The 16,995-nt window shown below is 66.5% G+C and carries 30 protein-coding genes; all 30 read left to right on the forward strand.

Features of this window, described 5'->3' with window-relative positions:
- Window positions 1-88: 88 nt before the first annotated feature.
- Entirely contained in the window at window positions 89-1,297 is a 1,209-nt protein-coding gene (locus QE374_RS11475) for a sugar transferase (protein WP_309734994.1), read from the forward strand.
- Between the two features lies 1 nt (window position 1,298).
- Complete coding sequence (locus tag QE374_RS11480; RefSeq protein WP_309736681.1) at window positions 1,299-1,583, forward strand: sugar transferase; 285 nt, start codon at window positions 1,299-1,301, stop codon at window positions 1,581-1,583.
- Window positions 1,584-1,771: 188 nt separating this feature from the next.
- Window positions 1,772-2,338 carry an LPXTG cell wall anchor domain-containing protein gene (locus QE374_RS11485; protein WP_309734996.1) on the forward strand — a complete coding sequence of 189 codons (567 nt, stop codon included), beginning with the start codon at window positions 1,772-1,774 and terminating at the stop codon, window positions 2,336-2,338.
- Window positions 2,339-2,752: 414 nt separating this feature from the next.
- Window positions 2,753-3,061 (forward strand): 30S ribosomal protein S10, encoded by a 309-nt coding sequence (gene rpsJ, locus QE374_RS11490; protein WP_045246810.1) that lies wholly within the window; start codon window positions 2,753-2,755, stop codon window positions 3,059-3,061.
- A gap of 8 nt (window positions 3,062-3,069) precedes the next feature.
- Entirely contained in the window at window positions 3,070-3,729 is a 660-nt protein-coding gene (gene rplC / locus QE374_RS11495; RefSeq protein ID WP_137418052.1) for a 50S ribosomal protein L3, read from the forward strand.
- Window positions 3,730-3,733: 4 nt separating this feature from the next.
- Window positions 3,734-4,393: a 50S ribosomal protein L4 gene (gene rplD, locus QE374_RS11500; protein WP_274286321.1), complete on the forward strand. Its 660-nt coding sequence runs from the start codon at window positions 3,734-3,736 to the stop codon at window positions 4,391-4,393.
- The gene (gene rplW, locus QE374_RS11505; RefSeq protein WP_137418050.1) at window positions 4,390-4,689 is read left to right on the forward strand and encodes a 50S ribosomal protein L23; all 300 of its coding nucleotides are present in this window, start codon (window positions 4,390-4,392) and stop codon (window positions 4,687-4,689) included. Before rplD ends, rplW begins: the two co-directional genes overlap by 4 nt.
- 24 nt (window positions 4,690-4,713) lie before the next feature.
- Window positions 4,714-5,553 (forward strand): 50S ribosomal protein L2, encoded by an 840-nt coding sequence (rplB, locus tag QE374_RS11510; protein WP_274286320.1) that lies wholly within the window; start codon window positions 4,714-4,716, stop codon window positions 5,551-5,553.
- 11 nt (window positions 5,554-5,564) lie between these two features.
- Window positions 5,565-5,846, forward strand: coding sequence for a 30S ribosomal protein S19 (gene rpsS, locus QE374_RS11515; protein WP_053546372.1), 282 nt, complete (start codon window positions 5,565-5,567; stop codon window positions 5,844-5,846).
- A gap of 23 nt (window positions 5,847-5,869) precedes the next feature.
- The gene (rplV, locus tag QE374_RS11520) at window positions 5,870-6,265 is read left to right on the forward strand and encodes a 50S ribosomal protein L22 (protein WP_137418048.1); all 396 of its coding nucleotides are present in this window, start codon (window positions 5,870-5,872) and stop codon (window positions 6,263-6,265) included.
- Entirely contained in the window at window positions 6,265-7,023 is a 759-nt protein-coding gene (gene rpsC, locus QE374_RS11525) for a 30S ribosomal protein S3 (protein WP_137418047.1), read from the forward strand. Before rplV ends, rpsC begins: the two co-directional genes overlap by 1 nt.
- Complete coding sequence (gene rplP, locus QE374_RS11530; RefSeq protein WP_137418046.1) at window positions 7,023-7,442, forward strand: 50S ribosomal protein L16; 420 nt, start codon at window positions 7,023-7,025, stop codon at window positions 7,440-7,442. Before rpsC ends, rplP begins: the two co-directional genes overlap by 1 nt.
- On the forward strand, window positions 7,442-7,753 hold the full coding sequence (gene rpmC / locus QE374_RS11535; RefSeq protein ID WP_307322597.1) for a 50S ribosomal protein L29: 312 nt from the start codon (window positions 7,442-7,444) through the stop codon (window positions 7,751-7,753). Before rplP ends, rpmC begins: the two co-directional genes overlap by 1 nt.
- Complete coding sequence (gene rpsQ, locus QE374_RS11540; RefSeq protein ID WP_267955120.1) at window positions 7,753-8,085, forward strand: 30S ribosomal protein S17; 333 nt, start codon at window positions 7,753-7,755, stop codon at window positions 8,083-8,085. The genes rpmC and rpsQ overlap by 1 nt, the downstream gene beginning before the upstream one ends.
- Before the next feature lie 34 nt (window positions 8,086-8,119).
- Window positions 8,120-8,488: a 50S ribosomal protein L14 gene (rplN, locus tag QE374_RS11545; RefSeq protein ID WP_045246799.1), complete on the forward strand. Its 369-nt coding sequence runs from the start codon at window positions 8,120-8,122 to the stop codon at window positions 8,486-8,488.
- Window positions 8,489-8,493: 5 nt separating this feature from the next.
- Window positions 8,494-8,853, forward strand: coding sequence for a 50S ribosomal protein L24 (gene rplX / locus QE374_RS11550; RefSeq protein WP_137418043.1), 360 nt, complete (start codon window positions 8,494-8,496; stop codon window positions 8,851-8,853).
- Entirely contained in the window at window positions 8,853-9,443 is a 591-nt protein-coding gene (rplE, locus tag QE374_RS11555; RefSeq protein WP_137418042.1) for a 50S ribosomal protein L5, read from the forward strand. Before rplX ends, rplE begins: the two co-directional genes overlap by 1 nt.
- Window positions 9,444-9,531: 88 nt before the next feature.
- On the forward strand, window positions 9,532-9,930 hold the full coding sequence (gene rpsH, locus QE374_RS11560) for a 30S ribosomal protein S8 (protein WP_137418041.1): 399 nt from the start codon (window positions 9,532-9,534) through the stop codon (window positions 9,928-9,930).
- 6 nt (window positions 9,931-9,936) lie between these two features.
- Window positions 9,937-10,473, forward strand: a complete 537-nt coding sequence (gene rplF / locus QE374_RS11565) for a 50S ribosomal protein L6 (RefSeq protein WP_137418040.1) — start codon at window positions 9,937-9,939, stop codon at window positions 10,471-10,473.
- Between the two features lie 2 nt (window positions 10,474-10,475).
- On the forward strand, window positions 10,476-10,835 hold the full coding sequence (gene rplR, locus QE374_RS11570; protein ID WP_137418039.1) for a 50S ribosomal protein L18: 360 nt from the start codon (window positions 10,476-10,478) through the stop codon (window positions 10,833-10,835).
- Complete coding sequence (gene rpsE, locus QE374_RS11575; RefSeq protein ID WP_396653331.1) at window positions 10,832-11,524, forward strand: 30S ribosomal protein S5; 693 nt, start codon at window positions 10,832-10,834, stop codon at window positions 11,522-11,524. Before rplR ends, rpsE begins: the two co-directional genes overlap by 4 nt.
- Entirely contained in the window at window positions 11,524-11,709 is a 186-nt protein-coding gene (rpmD, locus tag QE374_RS11580) for a 50S ribosomal protein L30 (RefSeq protein WP_137418037.1), read from the forward strand. The genes rpsE and rpmD overlap by 1 nt, the downstream gene beginning before the upstream one ends.
- Window positions 11,709-12,269, forward strand: coding sequence for a 50S ribosomal protein L15 (rplO, locus tag QE374_RS11585; protein ID WP_234074509.1), 561 nt, complete (start codon window positions 11,709-11,711; stop codon window positions 12,267-12,269). The genes rpmD and rplO overlap by 1 nt, the downstream gene beginning before the upstream one ends.
- 138 nt (window positions 12,270-12,407) lie before the next feature.
- Entirely contained in the window at window positions 12,408-13,733 is a 1,326-nt protein-coding gene (secY, locus tag QE374_RS11590) for a preprotein translocase subunit SecY (RefSeq protein ID WP_137418035.1), read from the forward strand.
- Window positions 13,730-14,320, forward strand: a complete 591-nt coding sequence (locus tag QE374_RS11595; protein ID WP_309735019.1) for an adenylate kinase — start codon at window positions 13,730-13,732, stop codon at window positions 14,318-14,320. Before secY ends, QE374_RS11595 begins: the two co-directional genes overlap by 4 nt.
- A gap of 3 nt (window positions 14,321-14,323) precedes the next feature.
- A complete protein-coding gene (gene map, locus QE374_RS11600; RefSeq protein WP_309735021.1) occupies window positions 14,324-15,151 on the forward strand; it encodes a type I methionyl aminopeptidase in 828 nt (275 codons plus the stop codon).
- 11 nt (window positions 15,152-15,162) lie between these two features.
- Window positions 15,163-15,834: a DsbA family protein gene (locus QE374_RS11605; protein WP_309735023.1), complete on the forward strand. Its 672-nt coding sequence runs from the start codon at window positions 15,163-15,165 to the stop codon at window positions 15,832-15,834.
- 167 nt (window positions 15,835-16,001) lie between these two features.
- A complete protein-coding gene (gene infA / locus QE374_RS11610) occupies window positions 16,002-16,223 on the forward strand; it encodes a translation initiation factor IF-1 (protein ID WP_017201569.1) in 222 nt (73 codons plus the stop codon).
- Window positions 16,224-16,281: 58 nt separating this feature from the next.
- The gene (gene rpmJ, locus QE374_RS11615) at window positions 16,282-16,398 is read left to right on the forward strand and encodes a 50S ribosomal protein L36 (RefSeq protein ID WP_005050492.1); all 117 of its coding nucleotides are present in this window, start codon (window positions 16,282-16,284) and stop codon (window positions 16,396-16,398) included.
- A gap of 209 nt (window positions 16,399-16,607) precedes the next feature.
- Window positions 16,608-16,982 carry a 30S ribosomal protein S13 gene (gene rpsM / locus QE374_RS11620; RefSeq protein WP_137418031.1) on the forward strand — a complete coding sequence of 125 codons (375 nt, stop codon included), beginning with the start codon at window positions 16,608-16,610 and terminating at the stop codon, window positions 16,980-16,982.
- Window positions 16,983-16,995: the final 13 nt, after the last annotated feature.

Genomic DNA, 16,995 nt, shown 5'->3' on the forward strand with positions numbered 1-16,995 from the left:
GTCGAGTGCAATACACCCAGGCGCAGGATATGAATACACTGTTGACAAAGCGTGTGCGGGGGTGCGTACGCCGAGTTGAGGGGGCCATGTGACGGTGGAAGCTCATTCCGCGCTCAGCGGAAGCGCGGCGACGTCGTTCCCGGTCGAGCGAACCGGCACCGTCCGGTCGCTGAAATGGCCGCGGCGGTACGCGGGGCGGCTGCTGTTCAGCGACCTCGCCGTCGTGGCGGCGACCCTGACCGCCTACACGCTGTGGCTGCCGGAGGCTGCCGACAGTCTCGACTGGCCCGCGGGCCCGACCGTCCCGTACTGGGTGGTCGTCATCGTCGTCGGCGTCATCTGGCTCGTCACCCTCGATGCGGTCGACTCCCGCGATCGGCACATCGTCGGGCACGGCTTCACCGAGTACCAACGGATCATCCGGGCGTCGGTCTTCGCGTTCGGCCTCATCCTCGCGGCCTGCTTCTTCCTCCGTATCGATCTGGCTCGTTCCCTCTTCCTGTTCGCGCTGCCCGTCGGGGCTGCGCTGCTGATCCTTTCGCGCTGGATCTGGCGCCAGTGGCTGCGCCGGCAGCAGCGCCACACCCGCTATGTGCACCGCGCAGTGGTCATCGGCTCCGCGGCCAAGGTCGCGCACGTCGTCCGCATGATCCACACGACCGAAGGCACCGGCATCGCGATCGTCGGCGCTGTCACCGATGCGGGTCTCGGCCCCCGCATCGGACCCGTTCCCGTCTTGGGGACCTTCGACGACACCGAGGCCGTGGTGGACTCTGTTCGCGCCGACACGGTCATCGCTGCGGGATCGGATGACCTGGACCCGAAGACGATGCGGAGGCTGGGCTGGGCCATGGCGGAGCGCGACGTCGACTGGGTGGTCGCTCCCGCCCTCACCGATGTCGCAGGCCCCCGCATCCATGCGCGTCCCGTCGCAGGACTTCCCCTCGTGCACGTCTCATTCCCGAAGCTGGACGGCGCCAAACGCTTCCTCAAGCGGGCATTCGACATCGTCGGTTCGGGTCTGCTGATCGTCGCCGCATCCCCGCTCATGCTCGTCGTGGCGATCGCCGTGAAGGCGGAGAGCCGCGGGCCGCTCATCTACCGGCAGGAACGCATCGGCAGGTTGGGTCAGCCCTTCGGCATGATCAAGTTCCGCTCCATGGTCGCGAACGCCGACGACCAGCTGGCATCGCTGCTCGATCTGCAGGGAACGACGGACGAGCCGCTGTTCAAGGTCGTCAACGACCCGAGGATCACCGCGTGTCGGGCGCTTCATCCGCAAGCACTCCATCGATGAACTGCCCCAACTCTTCAACGTCTTCTCGGGTGACATGAGCCTTGTGGGTCCGCGTCCCCAGCGTCACGCCGAGGTGGCTCTCTACGACGAGGCGGCGCACCGTCGTCTTCTGGTCAAGCCCGGTATGAGCGGTCTCTGGCAGGTCAGCGGGCGCTCGTCACTGTCGTGGGAGGACGCGATCCGCCTCGACCTCTACTACGTCGAGAACTGGTCGTTCACTCAAGACGTCATCATCCTGTTCCGAACGGTGCGGGCGGTGCTCGCGCCGGGCAAGACCGCCCACTGATCGAGTGGTTCGGCGAGGTTACGGAGACGTAAAGAAAAGACGTTCAGCATGCCCTCGACTTGTGAGTGCGCTGGGAGTAGGGCTAGCGTGGCCTGCGGGGGTAGGCTGGGCGATTCGTCCCTCAGTCCAACTCCCGGACCATCCTGGTACCCATTGAGGCCGCGCCTCACACCCCCACGGAGTTGAAAATGAAGAGCCTTCGCACCAAGATCGCGGCGGTCATCCTGACCGCTGCAGCCCTCGTTGCCGCTCCCGCGGCAGCGCAGGCCTACGTACCCACGCCCGGCGAGCCCGACGCGGCCGTCTCCGGCGCCCCGACCCCCGGCGGCACGGTGACGCTCGTCGCCACCGCCTTCGACGGCAACACGCCGATCAGCTTCGTCGTCACCGGCGAGAACGGCGCCGGCATCACGCAGGCCTCGGTCAAGCTGGCCATCAGCTCGTCGCCGACCTTCACCACCACGACGAACGCCGCGGGCAACGCATCGTTCAACGTCAAGCTGCCGTCGAACGCGACCGGCTCCTACGACGTCGCGGTCACCGGCCAGAAGAACGGCGTCTCGGTCACCGAGACCACGAGCTTCGCGGTGGGCACCGGAAGCGGTGGCACCGGCACCGGCAGTGGCACGGGACTTCCCGCGACCGGTGTCGATAGCGGTTCGCTGATGGGCGTCTGGATCGGTGGCGGCGTGCTGCTGCTCGGCGGCCTCGCGGTCACCGTGTTCGCCGTTCGTCGTCAGCGCCAGGGCGCCTGACGCACCACGCTCAACGACAGAACCCCCGGGCTGCGGTCCGGGGGTTCTGTCGTTGTTGCCGACACGCCGCCCCGACACGCCCGAGTTTGCGACACGCCCGGGCGACACGTAGACTAGTCAGGTTCCACATTCCGGGTGCTTTGCTGCCCGGATCACTGCCAGGGCAGTGCATAGATCAGCGCCGCGAGCGCGGGGTCTAGGCCGCGGGCAGCAGAACGACATCTCCCACACTTCTTCCCGGAAACGGGCGTGCACTGCGCGTGGAGTGAGGGGCCGGCGTCCGCAGGATGCCGGTTTGACACGAGAACAGTGGTGCAGCATCACCGCGAAAGCGGGAGAAGTGCCCGGCGCGCAAGCGTCACCGTGCGTCCGATGCCCTCAGAGGTATGACGCGAGAAAGAGAGTGAGCAGACTATGGCGGGACAGAAGATCCGCATTCGCCTGAAGTCGTACGATCACGCGGGGCTCGACAGCTCGGCGCGCAAGATCGTCGACACCGTGACCCGAGCCGGCGCCACCGTCGTCGGCCCCGTGCCGCTGCCGACCGAGAAGAACGTCGTGGTCGTCATCCGGTCGCCCCACAAGTACAAGGACAGCCGCGAGCACTTCGAGATGCGCACCCACAAGCGCCTCATCGACATCATCGACCCGACGCCCAAGGCCGTCGACTCGCTGATGCGTCTCGACCTTCCGGCCGACGTCAACATCGAGATCAAGCTCTGAGGTTCGACATGGCTGACATCAACTCCAAGATCTCCCAGGGCCTCCTGGGCACCAAGCTCGGCATGACCCAGGTCTGGAACGAGCAGGGCAAGCTCGTCCCCGTGACGGTCATCCAGATCACCCCGAACGTGGTCACGCAGATCCGCACCCCCGAGAAGGACGGCTACAACGCCGTTCAGATCGCCGCGGGTCAGATCGACCCCCGCAAGGTCACCAAGCCCCTCGAGGGCCACTTCGAGGCTGCCGGCGTCACGCCGCGCCGCCACGTCACCGAGATCCGCACCGCGAACGCCGCTGACTACTCACTCGGTCAGGAGCTCACGGTCGACGGTGTCTTCGAAGCGGGCAAGCTGGTCGACGTCGTCGGCACCAGCAAGGGCAAGGGCACCGCGGGTGTCATGAAGCGCCACAACTTCAAGGGTGTCTCCGCCTCGCACGGTGCGCACCGCAACCACCGCAAGCCCGGTTCCATCGGTGCCTCGTCGACGCCCAGCCGCGTCTTCAAGGGCATGCGCATGGCCGGTCGCATGGGTGGCGAGCGCGTGACCGTCCTCAACCTCACGGTGCACGCCGTCGACGCCGAGAAGGGTCTGCTGCTCGTCAAGGGCGCCGTGCCCGGCGCTCGTGGCCGCATCGTCTACGTCCGCAACGCAGTGAAGGGTGCCTGAGAACATGGCTGACTCGACTCTCGCGCTCGACGTCGTGAAGGCAGACGGCAAGAAGGCCGGCTCCGTGGAGCTGCCCGCCGCCCTGTTCGACGTCAAGACGAACATCCCCCTCATCCACCAGGTCGTCGTCGCGCAGCTCGCGGCGGCTCGCCAGGGCACGCACTCGACCAAGCGTCGTGGCGAGGTCTCCGGTGCCGGCCGCAAGCCCTTCAAGCAGAAGGGCACGGGTAACGCCCGTCAGGGCTCGATCCGCGCGCCGCACATGACCGGCGGTGGCATCGTCCACGGCCCGAAGCCGCGCAACTACTCGCAGCGCACGCCCAAGAAGATGATCGCAGCCGCCCTCCTGGGCGCGCTGAGCGATCGTGCTCGCGGCGAGCGTCTGCACATCGTCGACTCGTTCGGCGTCGAGGGTGCTCCCTCGACCAAGGCCGCTGCCGCGGTGCTGAACACGCTGACCCCTGCGAAGAACGTCCTCGTCGTCATCGAGCGTGACGACGAGCTGAGCCTGCTGAGCGTGCGCAACCTCGCGTACGTCCACGTGCTCGCCTTCGACCAGCTGAACGCCTACGACGTGCTCGTCTCCGACGACATCGTCTTCACCAAGGCCGCCTACGACGCGTTCGTCGCGTCGCGGACCGCCACCGAGGAGGTCTCGGCATGACCGCCGTCAACAAGGACCCGCGCGACATCATCCTGAAGCCGGTCGTCTCCGAGAAGAGCTACGGGCTGATCGACGAGGGCAAGTACACGTTCTACGTGGACACCCGCGCCAACAAGACCGAGATCAAGCTCGCCATCGAGAAGATCTTCGGTGTCAAGGTCGCTTCGGTCAACACGATCAACCGCGTCGGCAAGGCCCGTCGCACCCGCTTCGGCATCGGCAAGCGCAAGGACACCAAGCGCGCCATCGTCACCCTGAAGTCGGGCACCATCGACATCTTCACGGCAGTCGGCTGACGGTCGGGATAGAGGACACAGATTATGGCTATTCGCAAGTACAAGCCGACGACCCCCGGTCGTCGCGGCTCGTCGGTGGCGGACTTCGCCGAGATCACGCGATCGACGCCCGAGAAGTCCCTGCTGCGCCCGCTGAGCAAGACCGGTGGACGTAACAACCAGGGCCGCATCACGACGCGTCACATCGGTGGTGGCCACAAGCGCCAGTACCGCGTGATCGACTTCCGTCGCAACGACAAGGACGGAATCAACGCGAAGGTCGCTCACATCGAGTACGACCCCAACCGCACCGCGCGCATCGCGCTGCTGCACTACGTGGACGGCGAGAAGCGTTACATCCTCGCGCCGAACAAGCTGCAGCAGGGTGACGTCGTGGAGTCGGGCGCCGGTGCTGACATCAAGCCCGGCAACAACCTCCCGCTGCGCAACATCCCCACGGGTACCGTCATCCACGCCATCGAGCTCCGCCCCGGCGGCGGCGCGAAGATGGCCCGCTCGGCCGGCGCCAGCGTGCGTCTGGTCGCGAAGGACGGCCCCTACGCGCAGCTCCGTCTGCCCTCCGGTGAGATCCGCAACGTCGACGCGCGCTGCCGCGCGACGATCGGCGAGGTCGGCAACGCCGAGCAGTCGAACATCAACTGGGGCAAGGCCGGCCGCAAGCGCTGGAAGGGCGTCCGCCCGACCGTCCGCGGTGTCGCGATGAACCCGGTCGACCACCCGCACGGTGGTGGCGAGGGCAAGACCAGCGGTGGACGCCACCCGGTCACGCCGTGGGGTAAGGCCGAGGGCCGCACCCGCCACGCCAACAAGGAAAGCGACAAGTACATCGTCCGCCGTCGCACCGCCGGCAAGAAGCGCAAGTAGGAGTCAAGAAGATGCCACGCAGTCTGAAGAAGGGCCCCTTCGTCGACGAGCACCTGCTTCGCAAGGTTGTCTCGCAGAACGAGGCGGGTTCCAAGAACGTCATCAAGACCTGGTCGCGCCGATCGATGATCGTGCCCGCGATGCTCGGTCACACGATCGCGGTCCACGACGGTCGCAAGCACATCCCCGTGTTCGTGAGCGAGACCATGGTCGGCCACAAGCTGGGCGAGTTCGCGCCCACCCGCACCTTCCGCGGCCACGTGAAGGACGACAAGAAGGGCCGTCGCCGCTGACGCGGTGACGCAGAGGAGAAGAAATGGTGGAGTCCATCGCACGCGTGCGACACATCCGCGTGACCCCTCAGAAGGCTCGTCGTGTCGTCGCTCTCATCAAGGGCAAGCAGGCTGAAGAAGCTCTCGCGATCTTGAAGTTCGCGCAGCAGAGCGCCAGCGAGCCCATCTACAAGCTGGTCGCCTCGGCGATCGCGAACGCCCGTGTGAAGGCGGATGCGGCAGGCGAGTTCTTCGACGAGCAGGATCTGTTCGTCAAGAACGCGTTCGTCGACGAGGGCACGACGCTCAAGCGTTTCCAGCCCCGTGCCCAGGGCCGCGCGTTCCAGATCAAGAAGCGCACCAGCCACATCACCGTCGTCCTGGCGACGCCCGAGGTGGCAGAGACCGCCCCGGCCCAGAGCAAGAAGGCGAGCAAGTAATGGGACAGAAAGTCAACCCGTACGGCTTCCGCCTCGGCATCACCACCGACCACGTGTCGCGGTGGTTCTCGGACTCGACGAAGCCCGGACAGCGCTACGCCGACTACGTGGCCGAGGACATCAAGATCCGTAAGCTCCTGCTGTCGAGCCTCGACCGCGCAGGCGTGAGCAACATCGAGATCGAGCGCACCCGCGACCGCGTGCGCGTCGACATCCACACCGCGCGTCCCGGCATCGTGATCGGCCGTCGTGGTGCGGAGGCCGAGCGCATCCGTGGCGACCTCGAGAAGCTCACCGGCAAGCAGATCCAGCTGAACATCCTCGAGGTCAAGAACCCCGAGGCCGACGCTCAGCTCGTCGCACAGGGCATCGCCGAGCAGCTCTCCGCTCGTGTGGCATTCCGCCGCGCGATGCGTAAGGGCCTGCAGGGTGCCCAGCGCGCCGGTGCCAAGGGCATCCGCATCCAGGTCTCCGGCCGTCTCGGCGGCGCCGAGATGAGCCGTTCGGAGTTCTACCGCGAAGGCCGTGTGCCCCTGCACACCCTGCGCGCGAACATCGACTACGGCTTCTACGAGGCCAAGACCACCTTCGGCCGCATCGGCGTGAAGGTCTGGATCTACAAGGGAGACCTCACCAACAAGGAACTCGCTCGCGAGCAGGCCAACGCGCCGAAGTCCCGCGGTCGCGACGACCGTGGTGGCGACCGCCGCCGTGGCCCCCGCAACGAGGCCCCCGTCGCAGAAGGAGCGTCTGCCTGATGCTTATTCCCCGTAAGGTCAAGTACCGCAAGCAGCACCACCCGAAGCGTGACGGCCAGGCCACCGGCGGCACGCAGGTGTCGTTCGGTGAGTTCGGCATCCAGGCGCTGACCCCCGCTTACGTGACCAACCGTCAGATCGAGTCCGCTCGTATCGCCATGACGCGTCACATCAAGCGTGGTGGGAAGGTGTGGATCAACATCTACCCCGACCGTCCGCTGACCAAGAAGCCCGCCGAAACCCGCATGGGTTCGGGTAAGGGCTCGCCCGAGTGGTGGGTCGCGAACGTCAAGCCGGGCCGCGTCCTCTTCGAGGTCGCGGGCGTCAACGAGCAGCTCGCTCGCGAGGCGCTGACCCGTGCCATCCACAAGCTGCCGCTGAAGGCACGCATCATCAAGCGCGAGGAGGGCGACGCGTAATGGCGATCGGCACCAAGCAGCTCGCCCCGAGCGAGCTCGACACGTTCGAAGACCAGCGCCTCGTCGAGGAGCTGCGCAAGGCCAAGGAAGAGCTGTTCAACCTGCGCTTCCAGTCGGCCACCGGCCAGCTCGAGAGCCACGGCCGCATCCGCGCGGTCAAGCGCGACATCGCGCGGCTCTACACCGTGATCCGCGAGCGCGAGCTGGGCATCCGTGCCACGCCCGTCGCCGCTGAGCCGGCGAAGGCGAAGAAGACGAAGGCGAAGAAGACCGAGGAAACCTCGGCCGCCGCCGAAGGAGAGGCTGAGTGATGGCCACCACGAAGAAGGCTGCAGAGGTCGAGCAGGCCGCTGGGCACGAGAGCTCGGAGCACGACGTCCGTGACGCCGGCGCCCGTGGCTACCGCAAGGCGCGCCGCGGCTACGTCGTCAGCGACAAGATGGACAAGACCATCGTCGTCGAGGTCGAGGACCGCGTGAAGCACCCGCTCTACGGCAAGGTCATCCGCCGCACCTCCAAGGTCAAGGCGCATGACGAGGGCAACACCGCCGGCATCGGCGACCTGGTGCTCATCAACGAGACCCGCCCGCTGAGCGCCACCAAGCGCTGGCGCCTGGTCGAGATCCTCGAGAAGGCCAAGTAAGCCTCGGGCTTACTTGGAATCCAAGGAGTAACAAGTGATTCAGAACGAATCCCGCCTCAAGGTCGCCGACAACACCGGCGCCAAGGAGCTGCTCACGATCCGTGTGCTCGGCGGCTCCAACCGGCGCTACGCCGGCCTGGGTGACGTCATCGTCGCCACGGTCAAGGACGCGATCCCCGGCGGCAACGTCAAGAAGGGCGACGTGGTCAAGGCCGTCGTCGTCCGCACCGTCAAGCAGACCCGTCGTCCCGACGGTTCCTACATCAAGTTCGACGAGAACGCCGCCGTCATCCTGAAGAACGACGGGGAGCCCCGCGGCACCCGTATCTTCGGCCCGGTCGGTCGTGAGCTTCGTGACAAGAAGTTCATGAAGATCGTCTCGCTCGCTCCGGAGGTGATCTGACCCTCATGGCCAAGATCAAGGCAGGTGACCTGGTTCAGGTCATCACTGGTAAGAAGCAGGACAAGGGCGGCGACCGCGGCAAGCAGGGCAAGGTCCGGAAGGTCCTGACCGAGCAGAACCGCGTCATCGTCGAGGGCGTCAACTACGTCACCAAGCACACGCGGGTCGGTCAGACCCAGCGCGGCACCAAGACCGGTGGCATCGAGACGACCGAAGCCCCCATCCACATCTCCAACGTCGCCCTCGTCGACCCCTCGACCAAGAAGCCGACCCGCGTCGGCCGTCGCGTCGAGGAGCAGGTCAAGGACGGCGTCAAGCGCACCGTCCGCGTGCGCTACGCGAAGAAGTCAGGTAAGGACCTCTGATGAGCACCGCCACTGCCGCGGAGGCTGGCAAGACCCAGCCCCGCCTGAAGCAGAAGTACAACGCCGAGATCAAGAAGGCGATGCAGGACGAGTTCGGCTACGCGAACGTCATGCAGATCCCCGGCCTGGTCAAGGTCGTCGTGAACACCGGTGTCGGCGAGGCAGCTCGCGACAGCAAGGTGATCGATGGTGCGGTCGACGACCTCACCAAGATCACCGGCCAGAAGCCGGTCGTCACGAAGGCCCGCAAGTCCATCGCGCAGTTCAAGCTGCGTGAGGGACAGGCGATCGGTGCGCACGTCACCCTGCGTGGCGACCGCGCCTGGGAGTTCATCGACCGTCTCGTGAACCTCGCGCTGCCCCGCATCCGCGACTTCCGCGGCCTGAACGAGCGCCAGTTCGACGGCCACGGCAACTACACGTTCGGTCTGCAGGAGCAGTCGGTCTTCCACGAGATCGACCAGGACAAGATCGATCGCGTCCGCGGTTTCGACATCACGATCGTCACCACGGCGAACACGGACGACGAGGGTCGCGCTCTGCTGCGTCACCTCGGCTTCCCGTTCCGCCAGGCGGACGCTCAGGCGTAACACCCCCGTGCCGGCATCCGCCGGCATCCACCACAGGTCGGCCGTCGTGTAACGGCGGTCGAAACCTGGTGAACGAAGGAAAACCATCATGACGATGACAGACCCGGTCGCAGATCTGCTGACCCGTCTGCGCAACGCGAACTCGGCGCACCACGACTCCGTGTCGCTGCCGAGCTCCAAGCTCAAGACCCACATCGCCGAGATCCTCCAGCAGGAGGGCTACATCTCCGGCTGGGAGGTCACCGACGCGCGCGTCGGGCAGACGCTGACGCTCACGCTGAAGTACGGCCCCAACCGCGAGCGGTCGATCGCCGGCATCAAGCGCGTGTCGAAGCCCGGCCTCCGCGTGTACGCGAAGTCGACCGAGATCCCCAAGGTCCTCGGCGGCCTCGGCGTCGCGATCCTGTCCACCTCCTCTGGCCTCCTCACGGACCGTCAGGCCGAGTCGAAGGGCGTGGGTGGGGAAGTCCTCGCCTACGTGTGGTGACCTGATATGTCGCGTATCGGACGTCTTCCCATCGACATCCCCGCCGGCGTCACCGTCTCGGTGTCCGGTCAGGATGTCTCCGTCAAGGGCCCGAAGGGTGAGCTCACGCTCACCGCTGCCCACCCGATCGAGGTCAAGGTGGAGGAGAACCAGGTTCTCGTCACCCGCCCCGATGACGAGCGCGAGTCGCGGTCGCTCCACGGCCTGACCCGCACGCTCATCAACAACAACATCATCGGCGTCACCCAGGGCTACACCAAGGGCCTCGAGGTCGTCGGTACGGGTTACCGCGTCGCGCAGAAGGGCTCGTCCGTCGAGTTCGCGCTGGGCTTCTCGCACCCCGTCCTGGTCGACCCGCCTGCCGGCATCACGTTCACGGTGGAGGGCAACAACAAGCTCACCGTGAGCGGCATCGACAAGCAGGCCGTCGGTGAGGCCGCTGCCAACATCCGCAAGATCCGCAAGCCCGAGCCGTACAAGGGCAAGGGTGTGCGCTACGCCGGCGAGGTCGTCCGGCGCAAGGCCGGAAAGGCTGGTAAGTAACCATGGCCGTGACTTCCAAGTCCGAGGCCCGCGCTCGTCGCCACTCGCGTCTTCGCAAGAAGATCGTCGGCACCGCCGAGCGCCCCCGCCTCGTCGTGACCCGTTCGGCCCGCCACGTCTTCGTGCAGGTCGTCGACGACAGCAAGGGCCACACCGTGGCCAGTGCGTCCACCCTCGAGACCGATCTGCGCGGCTTCGACGGCGACAAGACCTCGAAGGCCCGCAAGGTCGGCGAGCTCGTCGCCGAGCGCGCGAAGGCTGCCGGCGTGGCTGACGTCGTCTTCGACCGTGGCGGCAACCGCTACGCCGGTCGTGTCGCCGCGATCGCCGAGGGCGCCCGCGAAGGAGGGCTGAACCTGTGAGCGATGCAACGAACACCAACCAGGAGACCGAAGTGACCGATGCCACTCAGGCGGCGGCGACGGAGACGGCGCCCGCCGAGCGTGAGCGGGAGCCGCGTCGCGGTGGCCGTGAGCGCAACGCCAACCAGCGTGACCGTGGGTCGCGCGATCGCTCGGAGAGCCAGTTCCTCGAGCGCGTCGTGACCATCAACCGCGTGTCCAAGGTCGTCAAGGGTGGCCGTCGTTTCAGCTTCACCGCTCTCGTTGTCGTCGGTGACGGCAACGGTGTGGTGGGTGTCGGCTACGGCAAGGCCCGCGAGGTTCCGCTCGCGATCTCGAAGGGTGTCGAGGAAGCCAAGCGCAACTTCTTCCGCGTCCCCCGCTCGGGATCGACCATCCCGCACCCGGTCCAGGGTGAGGCCGCTGCGGGCGTCGTCCTGCTGCGTCCCGCCGCTGCCGGTACCGGTGTTATCGCCGGTGGCCCCGTGCGCGCCGTTCTCGAGTGCGCCGGTATCCACGACGTCCTTTCGAAGTCGCTCGGCTCGTCGAACACGATCAACATCGTGCACGCGACCGTCGCGGCCCTGAAGCAGCTCGAGGAGCCGCGTCAGGTGGCGGCCCGTCGTGGCCTCGACTTCGACCAGGTCGCTCCGGCCCGTCTGGTTCGCGCCGAGGCTGAGGCCGCGGCCGCATCGAAGGTAGGTGCCTGATGGCTCAGCGTCTGAAGGTCACGCAGGTCAAGTCCAAGGTGAGCGAGAAGCAGAACCAGCGTGACACGCTGCGCAGCCTCGGCCTCAAGCGGATCGGCGACTCGGTCGTCCGCCCCGACGACGCGCAGACGCGCGGTTACGTCAAGGCCGTCGCTCACCTCGTGAAGGTTGAGGAGATCGACTAATGGCTGAGAACGAGAACGTCGAGCAGGCGGCTGAGAAGCCCGCTGCCAAGACGACCCGTAAGCCCGCCGCCAAGAAGGCCGCAGCGCCCAAGGCGGAGAAGAAGGATGTCGCCGTGGCGCGTCCGGGCGTGCTGAAGGTGCACCACCTTCGTCCCGTCCCCGGATCCAACACCGCCAAGACCCGCGTTGGTCGTGGTGAGGGCTCCAAGGGCAAGACCGCCGGCCGTGGCACCAAGGGTCAGAAGGCCCGCTACCAGGTCAAGGCCGGCTTCGAGGGTGGGCAGATGCCGCTGCACATGCGCACCCCCAAGCTGCGCGGGTTCAAGAACCCGTTCCGCGTCGAGTACCAGGTCGTGAACCTGGACAAGCTCGCGGAGCTGTACCCGTCCGGTGGCGACGTGACCGTCGTCGACCTGGTCGCCAAGGGTGCGGTTCGCAAGAACGAGAAGGTCAAGGTGCTCGGCACCGGCGAGATCTCGGTGAAGCTGAACGTCGAGGTCGACAAGGTCTCCGGCTCCGCTGAGCAGAAGATCGTCGCCGCGGGCGGCACCGTCAAGTAAGCCGCGTGCAGGGGCCGGAGGACATCTCCGGCCCCTGTCGCATACCCGGAGGATGCGGCCGCTCGGTCACGCGCGGGGTGGGATACCCTGGTGATCTGTGCGCCTCCTGCGCCGGGAACCCTTTCTGGAGGAATCCACGTGTTCAGCGCCATCGCGCGCGTGTTCCGCACGCCTGACCTGCGTCGGAAGATCGCTTTCACCCTGGGCATCATCGTGCTGTACCGTCTCGGTGCACATGTGCCGTCGCCGTTCGTCGACTTCCCGAACGTTCAGTCGTGTCTCGCCGACACGTCGAACACGCAGGGCGTGCTCTCGCTCGTCAACCTCTTCTCGGGCGGCGCGCTTCTTCAGCTGTCGATCTTCGCGCTGGGCGTCATGCCCTACATCACCGCGACGATCATCGTCCAGCTGCTGCGCGTGGTCATCCCGCACTTCGAGACCCTCTACAAGGAGGGTCAGTCGGGGCAGGCGCGTCTGACGCAGTACACGCGTTACCTGACCATCGCCCTCGCCCTGCTGCAGTCCACGACCCTCGTGACCGTCGCGCGCAGCGGCCAGCTCTTCGGCAACACCGGTGTCGCCTCGTGTGAGCAGCTGCTGACCAACGACGCGTGGTGGGCCCAGCTGCTCATGATCATCACCATGACCGCCGGTACCGGCCTCATCATGTGGTTCGCCGAGCTCGTCACCGAGCGCGGCATCGGCAACGGAATGTCGCTGCTCATCTTCACCTCGATCGCCGCCACCTTCCCGGCAGCGATGTGGTCGATCTGGCAGGCACGCGGTTTCGAGGTCTTCCTGCTCGTGCTGGCTGTCGGTGTCGTGATCGTGGCACTCGTGGTCTTCGTCGAGCAGTCCCAGCGGCGGATTCCGGTGCAGTACGCGAAGCGCATGGTCGGACGCCGCACCTACGGCGGGACGAACACCTACATCCCGATCAAGGTGAACATGGCCGGTGTCGTGCCGGTGATCTTCGCCTCGTCGCTCCTGTACATCCCCGCGCTGATCTCGCAGTTCAACCAGACCCCGGACGCCGACGGCGCACTCCCGGGCTGGGTCGTCTGGATCCAGAACTACCTCACGCGCGGCGACCACCCGCTGTACTGGCTCCTGTACTTCCTGCTGATCGTCGGGTTCACCTACTTCTACGTGGCGATCACGTTCAACCCCGTCGACGTCGCGGACAACATGAAGAAGTACGGCGGGTTCATCCCCGGCATCCGTGCCGGCCGTCCCACGGCCGAGTACCTCGACTACGTGCTCACCCGCATCACGCTGCCGGGATCGATCTACCTGGGTCTGGTCGCACTCATCCCGCTGATCGCACTTGCGACGGTGGGGGCGAACCAGAACTTCCCGTTCGGCGGCACCTCGATCCTCATCATGGTGGGTGTCGGACTCGAGACCGTGAAGCAGATCGACGCCCAGCTGCAGCAGCGTCACTACGAAGGGCTCCTGCGATGACCGCGCGCCTGCTGATCGTGGGGCCTCAGGGCTCCGGCAAGGGCACACAGGGTGTGCGGATCGCCGATGCGTTCGGCGTACCGGCGGTGTCGACGGGCGACGTGTTCCGCGCGAACATCTCCGAGGGAACCGCTCTCGGCCAGCAGGTGCAGGCGATCATCGCGGCGGGCAACCTGGTTCCCGACGAGCTCACGAGCGCCGTCGTGCGCGACCGGCTCGCGCAGGACGACGCAGCTCCCGGCTTCCTCCTCGACGGCTACCCCCGCAACCTCGGTCAGGTGGGAGACCTCGATGCGTTCCTGGAGGAGCGCAGCGAGAGCCTCGACGCCGTGATCGAGCTCGACGTGCCCCGCGATGAGAGCATCGCCCGCCTGACCAGGCGCGCCGCGGAGCAGGGGCGCACGGACGACACCGCGGAGGTCATCGCGCACCGGCTGAGCATCTACGAGAACGAGACGGCCCCGATCCTCGACGTGTACCGCGAGCGCGGTCTGGTCGTCGCGATCGACGGCATCGGCTCTCTCGATGTGATCACCGAGCGCATCCTCACGGCTCTCATCGCCCGCGGGCTGACGCCGGCATCCTGAGCCGTGCTGCGACGCTCCATCTACAAGACCCCGGCGCAGTTGCGCCAGATGATCGAGCCGGGGCTGATCACGGCGGCCGCTCTTCAGGCGGTGCGTGAGATGATCGCCCCCGGTGTGACGACGGCCGAGCTGGATGCCGCGGCCGCCGCCGTGATCACCGGCCGCGGTGCGGAGTCGAACTTCCAGCTCGTCCGCGGCTACCGTCACACGACGTGCGTGTCGGTCAACGAACAGGTCGTCCACGGGATCCCCGGCGACCGGGTGCTCGAAGCCGGCGACATCGTCTCGATCGACGCGGGGGCGCAGTTCCGCGGATGGAACGGCGACTCGGCCATCACGATCGTGCTGGGCGACCCCGACCGTCCTGAGCTCGTCGCGGCGCGGCAGGAGCTGTCGCGGGTGACGGAGGGCTCCATGTGGGCCGGGATCGCGGCGATGGCGACCGGACGCCACATCGGTGAGATCGGCGCGGCCGTCGAGGATCACATCACCGCGGCGGGGGAGTACGGCATCCTGCGCGACTATGTCGGGCACGGAATCGGCCGCAAGATGCACGAGGCGCCCTCGGTGTTCAACTACCGCGTGCCGGATCCGGGCCCTCGCATCCAGCCCGGGCTCGTGCTCGCCATCGAGCCGATGGTGGTCGCCGGGTCCGAGGCGACGTTCGTCGAAGACGATGAGTGGACGGTCTCCACCGTCGACGGTTCAGCCGGCTCCCACTGGGAACATAGCGTCGCCGTCCATGATGGAGGCATCTGGGTTCTCACGGCCCCCGACGGCGGAGCCGCGGGGCTTGCTCCGTATGGTGTGAAGCCGGTCGAAATCGAGTAGGAAAGAGCGTCATGGCAGCGGCAAAGGGCAAGACAAACTGGTTCGCGATCTGGATCAGCGTCGTCGCTGTCGTCGCCGTCGTGGTCGTCGGCGGTCTCGTGGTCGTCTTCAACAACGTGGCGTCGGACCCGGGCAAGGCCCCCGAGGCCTCCAACATCGACTCCTCCACCGGGGCGATCTCCTTCGGCACGGGTGAGCACACCGTCGACACGTACATCGACTTCATGTGCCCCTACTGCAACCAGTTCGAGCAGACGGAGGGCGAGACCATCCAGGGACTCGTGTCGTCGGGCGACATCACGCTGAACGTGTACCCCGTCGCGATCCTGGACCGCCTCTCGCAGGGCACCGAGTACTCCAGCCGTGCCGCGAGCGCCATGTACGCGGTCGCCGCCGCGGACCCCGACAACGCCTACGCCTTCCTGCAGGCGCTCTACGCGAACCAGCCCGCCGAGAACTCGACCGGTCTGACCGACGAGCAGCTGGTGGAGCTGGCCCGCGGGGCCGGCGTGAACGTCACCTCCGACCTCGAGAACGCGATCACCTCGAACGAGTACATCAAGTTCGCGAAGTCCCGGTCGTTGCCCGACGGCGCGACCGGAACGCCGACACTGCGCGTGAACGGCGACCTCGTGCAGATCACCTACAACCCGCAGACGGACATCGTCAGCAGGATCTCCTGAGCGGGGTGGAGCGATCGCGCCACTGCCCGAGTGGCGCGATGCGGCTCTATCACCTATAGTTGATCTTTGGTGCTTTGCGCCTTCGTTGGCGTGTCGCCGTCGAGGCGTTTCCGGCACCGAATCCCATCCACCGCAGATCGACCGGTCTGCACGAGGGTAGCGAGGCTATGGCTAAAAAAGACGGTGTCATCGAGATCGAAGGCGTGATCTCCGAGGCTCTGCCCAACGCGATGTTCCGCGTCGAGCTGAGCAACGGGCACAAGGTGCTCGCCACGATCTCCGGCAAGATGCGGCAGAACTACATCCGCATCATCCCCGAGGACCGCGTCGTCGTGGAGCTCTCGCCCTACGACCTCACGCGCGGCCGCATCGTCTATCGCTACCGCTGATCCGGTCGAGAAGTAACGGCTCCGCCTCGGAGCACGAAGACAGCGAACAGGAAGCATCATGAAGGTCAACCCCAGCGTCAAGCCGATCTGCGATCACTGCAAGGTGATCCGTCGTCACGGACGCGTCATGGTCATCTGCAAGTCCAACCCGCGCCACAAGCAGCGCCAGGGTTGACGTGAGGCGTGTCAATGCCGCGCAGCGGCATTGACACGCGAACGTCAAGGTTGAGCGAGGCCGCGCAGCGGCCGAGTCGATACTTCGGCACCAAGACACAACTGAACAACGAACAACAGGCAGGATCAGAACCCGCGAGGGGGACACCTCGGGCGGAGGCCCGGGCACCGATCCTGCTCCACACCTCCACTCACTCCTAGGAGAGCCGCATGGCACGTCTTGCCGGCGTCGACATCCCGCGCGACAAGCGCGTGGTGATCGCACTCACGTACATCTACGGCATCGGCCGTACCCGCTCCGTCGAGATCCTGAAGGCGACTTCGATCGACGAGAGCATCCGCGTCAAGGACCTGACCGACGACCAGCTCGTCGCGCTCCGTGACTACATCGAAGGCACCTACAAGGTCGAAGGTGATCTTCGTCGCGAGGTCGCCGCCGACATCCGCCGTAAGGTCGAGATCGGCTCTTACGAGGGCCTGCGCCACCGCCGCGGCCTGCCTGTGCGCGGTCAGCGCACGAAGACCAACGCCCGCACGCGCAAGGGTCCCAAGCGCACCGTCGCCGGCAAGAAGAAGGCGCGCTAAGGCGCGGCCCCCA

Source organism: Microbacterium sp. SORGH_AS_0428 (assembly GCF_031453615.1).
In the GTDB taxonomy this organism is placed as follows: domain Bacteria; phylum Actinomycetota; class Actinomycetes; order Actinomycetales; family Microbacteriaceae; genus Microbacterium.

Bases quoted from the DNA above. Each gene is read 5' to 3' on its own strand.
- QE374_RS11595 (WP_309735019.1), top strand. From the start codon at position 13,730: ATGACCGCGCGCCTGCTGATCGTGGGGCCTCAGGGCTCCGGCAAGGGC.
- QE374_RS11485 (WP_309734996.1), top strand. From the start codon at position 1,772: ATGAAGAGCCTTCGCACCAAGATCGCGGCGGTCATCCTGACCGCTGCA.
- rpsM (WP_137418031.1), top strand. From the start codon at position 16,608: ATGGCACGTCTTGCCGGCGTCGACATCCCGCGCGACAAGCGCGTGGTG.
- rpmJ (WP_005050492.1), top strand. From the start codon at position 16,282: ATGAAGGTCAACCCCAGCGTCAAGCCGATCTGCGATCACTGCAAGGTG.
- rplO (WP_234074509.1), top strand. From the start codon at position 11,709: ATGGCTGAGAACGAGAACGTCGAGCAGGCGGCTGAGAAGCCCGCTGCC.
- rpsH (WP_137418041.1), top strand. From the start codon at position 9,532: ATGACGATGACAGACCCGGTCGCAGATCTGCTGACCCGTCTGCGCAAC.
- rpsC (WP_137418047.1), top strand. From the start codon at position 6,265: ATGGGACAGAAAGTCAACCCGTACGGCTTCCGCCTCGGCATCACCACC.
- rplE (WP_137418042.1), top strand. From the start codon at position 8,853: ATGAGCACCGCCACTGCCGCGGAGGCTGGCAAGACCCAGCCCCGCCTG.
- rplD (WP_274286321.1), top strand. From the start codon at position 3,734: ATGGCTGACTCGACTCTCGCGCTCGACGTCGTGAAGGCAGACGGCAAG.
- rplC (WP_137418052.1), top strand. From the start codon at position 3,070: ATGGCTGACATCAACTCCAAGATCTCCCAGGGCCTCCTGGGCACCAAG.
- rpmD (WP_137418037.1), top strand. From the start codon at position 11,524: ATGGCTCAGCGTCTGAAGGTCACGCAGGTCAAGTCCAAGGTGAGCGAG.
- rplV (WP_137418048.1), top strand. From the start codon at position 5,870: ATGGTGGAGTCCATCGCACGCGTGCGACACATCCGCGTGACCCCTCAG.
- rpsS (WP_053546372.1), top strand. From the start codon at position 5,565: ATGCCACGCAGTCTGAAGAAGGGCCCCTTCGTCGACGAGCACCTGCTT.
- QE374_RS11605 (WP_309735023.1), top strand. From the start codon at position 15,163: ATGGCAGCGGCAAAGGGCAAGACAAACTGGTTCGCGATCTGGATCAGC.
- rpmC (WP_307322597.1), top strand. From the start codon at position 7,442: ATGGCGATCGGCACCAAGCAGCTCGCCCCGAGCGAGCTCGACACGTTC.
- rplF (WP_137418040.1), top strand. From the start codon at position 9,937: ATGTCGCGTATCGGACGTCTTCCCATCGACATCCCCGCCGGCGTCACC.
- infA (WP_017201569.1), top strand. From the start codon at position 16,002: ATGGCTAAAAAAGACGGTGTCATCGAGATCGAAGGCGTGATCTCCGAG.
- rpsJ (WP_045246810.1), top strand. From the start codon at position 2,753: ATGGCGGGACAGAAGATCCGCATTCGCCTGAAGTCGTACGATCACGCG.
- rplP (WP_137418046.1), top strand. From the start codon at position 7,023: ATGCTTATTCCCCGTAAGGTCAAGTACCGCAAGCAGCACCACCCGAAG.
- rplX (WP_137418043.1), top strand. From the start codon at position 8,494: ATGGCCAAGATCAAGGCAGGTGACCTGGTTCAGGTCATCACTGGTAAG.
- rplB (WP_274286320.1), top strand. From the start codon at position 4,714: ATGGCTATTCGCAAGTACAAGCCGACGACCCCCGGTCGTCGCGGCTCG.
- rplW (WP_137418050.1), top strand. From the start codon at position 4,390: ATGACCGCCGTCAACAAGGACCCGCGCGACATCATCCTGAAGCCGGTC.
- rplR (WP_137418039.1), top strand. From the start codon at position 10,476: ATGGCCGTGACTTCCAAGTCCGAGGCCCGCGCTCGTCGCCACTCGCGT.
- rpsQ (WP_267955120.1), top strand. From the start codon at position 7,753: ATGGCCACCACGAAGAAGGCTGCAGAGGTCGAGCAGGCCGCTGGGCAC.